At 65.2% G+C, this 4103-nt stretch carries 2 protein-coding genes; both read left to right on the top strand.

The window, feature by feature from the left end:
- Window positions 1–2460 (top strand): methionine synthase (metH, locus tag VN856_RS25890; protein ID WP_325694646.1); only part of this gene is annotated, 2460 nt, incomplete at its 5' end.
- Window positions 2461–2592: 132 nt separating this feature from the next.
- Complete coding sequence (locus tag VN856_RS25885) at window positions 2593–4080, top strand: sugar porter family MFS transporter (RefSeq protein ID WP_325694644.1); 1488 nt, start codon at window positions 2593–2595, stop codon at window positions 4078–4080.
- The last annotated feature ends 23 nt before the right edge of the window (window positions 4081–4103 follow it).

The following is a 4103-nucleotide window of genomic DNA, read 5'->3' as shown; positions in this document are numbered from 1 at the left end:
ATCGCGGCCGAGCCGGACATCAGCCGCGTCCCGGTGATGATCGACTCCTCCAAGTGGGAGGTCATCGAGGCGGGCCTGAAGAACGTGCAGGGCAAGCCGATCGTCAACTCGATCTCCATGAAGGAGGGCGAGGAGAAGTTCATTCGCGAGGCACGGCTGTGCCGCAAGTACGGCGCCGCCGTCGTCGTGATGGCCTTCGACGAGCAGGGGCAGGCCGACAACCTGGAGCGCCGCAAGGAGATCTGCGGGCGCGCCTACCGGATCCTGACCGAAGAGGTCGGCTTCCCGGCCGAGGACATCATCTTCGACCCGAACTGCTTCGCGTTGGCGACCGGTATCGAAGAGCACGCGACCTACGGGATTGACTTCATCGAGGCCTGCGCCTGGATCAAGGAAAATCTTCCGGGCGTGCACATCTCCGGCGGCATTTCGAACGTGTCGTTCTCGTTCCGGGGTAACAACCCCGTCCGCGAGGCGATCCACGCGGTGTTCCTGTTCCACGCCATCAAGGCCGGCCTGGATATGGGCATCGTCAACGCCGGCGCGTTGGTGCCCTACGACTCGATCGACCCCGAGCTGCGGGACCGAATCGAGGACGTCGTCCTGAACCGTCGCGAGGATGCGGCCGAACGACTGCTCGAAATCGCTGAACGGTTCAACAGCTCGGAGAAGGCCGAGGATCCGGTGGCTGCCGAGTGGCGCAGCCTCCCGGTCCGCGAGCGGATCACGCACGCCCTGGTCAAGGGCATCGACGCCGATGTCGATGCCGATACCGAGGAGTTGCGAGCCGAGATCGCCGCCGCAGGCGGGCGCCCGATCGAGGTGATCGAGGGCCCCCTGATGGACGGCATGAACGTCGTCGGTGACCTCTTCGGCGCAGGCAAGATGTTCCTGCCCCAGGTCGTGAAGTCGGCCCGGGTGATGAAGAAGGCTGTCGCGTACCTGCTGCCGTTCATCGAGGCGGAGAAAGAAGAGTCCGGTGCCGCCGCGAGTAAGGACACCAACGGCACGATCATCATGGCGACGGTGAAGGGCGACGTTCACGACATCGGCAAGAACATCGTCGGGGTTGTTCTGCAGTGCAACAACTACGAAGTGATCGACCTCGGTGTGATGGTGCCTGCTCAGAAGATCCTGGACGCCGCGAAGGAGCACGACGCCGACATCATCGGGCTGTCGGGCCTGATCACCCCGTCCCTGGACGAGATGGTCAACTTCGCGGTCGAGATGGAACGTGAGGGGCTGGAGATCCCGCTGCTGATCGGTGGCGCGACCACCTCGCGCGCCCACACGGCCGTGAAGGTGTCGCCGCGTCGTAGCGGTCCGGTCGTCTGGGTCAAGGATGCGTCCCGCTCGGTGCCGGTCGCTGCTGCGCTCCTCGACGACAAGCAGCGTCCAGCCCTGCTGGAGGCCACCGAGACCGACTACGCGGCCCTGCGCGAACGGCACGCCCAGAAGAGCGAGCGGCCGATGCTGACGCTGGAGAAGGCCCGCGCGAACCGGACGCCGATCGAGTGGGACGGCTACACGCCGCCGGCGCCCGCCCAGGGCCTCGGCGTACGGGATTTCCACGATTACGACCTCGCCGAACTGCGCGAGTACATCGACTGGCAGCCGTTCTTCAACGCCTGGGAGATGAAGGGCAGGTTCCCCGACATCCTCAACAACCCGGTCTCGGGCGAGACCGCCCGCAAGCTGTACGACGACGCCCAGGAGATGCTCGACACCCTGATCAAGGAGAAGTGGCTGACTGCCAACGGGGTGATCGGATTCTTCCCGGCGAACGCGGTCGGCGACGACATCGAGGTCTACACCGACGAGAACCGTACCGAGGTGTTGACCAGGTTGCACAACCTGCGCCAGCAGGGCGAGCACCGGGACGGCATTCCGAACCGATCGCTGGGCGACTACATCGCGCCCAAAGACAGCGGGCTGGCCGACTACGTCGGTGCCTTCGCCGTTACCACGGGGCTCGGCAGCCAGGACAAGATTGCGGAGTTCAAGGCAGCCAACGACGACTACAGCGCGATCCTGCTGGAGTCGATCGCCGACCGGCTGGCAGAGGCTTTCGCCGAGCGGATGCACCAACGGGTCCGCAAGGAGTTCTGGGGATTCCAGCCGGACGAGCAGCTCGACAACGAGGAGCTCATCGGTGAGAAGTACGCGGGAATCCGCCCTGCCCCCGGCTACCCGGCCTGCCCGGAGCACACCGAGAAGGTGACGCTCTGGAACTTGATGGACGTCCGGGAGAGGACCGGCATCGAGCTGACCGAGTCGATGGCGATGTGGCCAGGGGCCGCCGTCAGTGGCTGGTACTTCTCGCACCCGCAGTCGCAGTACTTCGTGGTCGGCCGGCTGGCCCAGGATCAGGTCGCCGACTACGCGAAGCGCAAGGGCTGGACCCTGCAGGAAGCCGAGCGCTGGCTCGGCCCCAACCTCGGCTACAACCCGGAGGACTGAGCAGGCTGGGAGCCTGTCCAGTCGTTCTCACTGTTGCGAATTGACCTTGTTGCACTGGACCCTTCGGCCGTAGTGGTGTACTGGTGGCCGCGCTCCGAGTCGCCGGGACCGCTTGCGGATGGAGGAACACTCATGAGTGGTGACGGCGTCCTCGCGAGTGGACCGCCCGCTCCGCACGAAGATCTGCCCGTCGACCCGCGCGCCGCGCGGGCCGCATTCCGGTCCGCTGTTCGTTTCGCCGCGGTGGCCGCGATCGGTGGATTCCTGTTCGGCTACGACATCTCGACCACCAACCGGGCAGTCAAGGCGCTGCAGGCCGATTTTCATATTGGCAACGCTCTGCTGGGTTTCGCCGCGGCATCTGTGGTTCTGGGTGCGGCGGTCGGGGCGGTGTGGGCCGGCCGGATCGGCGACCGGTTGGGCCGCCTGTCGGTGATGAAGCTCTCGGCGGCATCGTTCTTCGTGTGCGGCCTCGGCGCTGGTTTGGCAACCAGCATTTGGATGTTCATCGTCTTCCACTTCATCGGCGGTATCGGGATCGGCTTCTCATCGGTTGCGGCTCCGGCCTACATAGCCGAAATCTCACCACCGCGATTCCGTGGCAGGCTTGGCTCACTGCAGCAGCTTGCCATCGTCATCGGGCTTTTCGGTGCGATGGCGTTCACCTGGGTGCCGTTTCACCTCGCGGGCGGTGCGAGTAAGCCGCTCTGGCTGGGCCTGGCGGCTTGGCGGTGGACTTATCTCGGCGAGCTGGTTCTGGCGCTGCTGTACTTCGCTCTGCTTTTCACGATCTACGAGTCGCCGCGTTACCTGGTTGGCAGACAAGAGATTTCACAAGCCCGTCAAGTGCTGGGGCGACTGCTGGGCCCGCGCGACGTGGAGGCGACGATCACTCGTATCGCGAGCTCCTTGGAGCAGGAGAAGCCGCAGTCGTGGCGTGACCTGCGTAAGCCGACCGGCGGGCTGTACGGAATCGTCTGGGTCGGGTTGGGGCTGGCCGTTTTTCAGCAGTTCGTCGGCATCAACGTGATCTTCTCGTACTCCGATTTGCTGTGGGAGGCAGTCGGCTTCGGCGAGAAGTCGTCGTTCACCATTTCTCTGGCGACCACCGGGGTCAACGTGCTGATCACCTTGGTGGCGATCGCGCTGATCGACCGGCTCGGCCGAAGGCCGCTGCTGCTGGCCGGATCGGCGGGCATGTCGGTGATGCTGGCGACGATGACCGTGGTGTTCGCCGGAGCTTCCACCATCAACGGTCGGCCGCAGTTGGACGGAGCCGCCGGGGTGATCGCGCTGGTGGCTGCCGACTTGTTCGTGGTCGCGTTCGCGGTGTCCTGGGGCCCGGTGCTGTGGGTGCTGCTGGGCGAGATGTTCCCCAACCGCATCCGGTCGGCGGCGCTGGGCCTGGCCTCAGGCGTGCAGTGGATGGCCAACTGGACTATCGCGGTGACGTTCCCGGCGCTGCGCCATGTGCTCGGTGTGGCCTACGGGTTTTACACGCTGTGCGCGGTGCTGTCGCTTGTTTTCGTCTGGCGATGGGTCCGCGAAACCAACGGGATGTCACTGGAGGACATGCCCGACGAGGTGTCTCCGACTGCCGCGCCGCGCGCCGCGACCTGAAACCGCCGTGACTTTGCTTAGCC

Source organism: Mycobacterium sp., from assembly GCF_035603715.1.
Taxonomy (GTDB): domain Bacteria; phylum Actinomycetota; class Actinomycetes; order Mycobacteriales; family Mycobacteriaceae; genus Mycobacterium.
The sequence above is the reverse complement of the archived record's forward strand: the minus strand, read 5'-3'. Positions and strand labels throughout refer to the sequence as shown.

Bases quoted from the DNA above. Each gene is read 5' to 3' on its own strand.
- VN856_RS25885 (WP_325694644.1), top strand. From the start codon at position 2,593: ATGAGTGGTGACGGCGTCCTCGCGAGTGGACCGCCCGCTCCGCACGAA.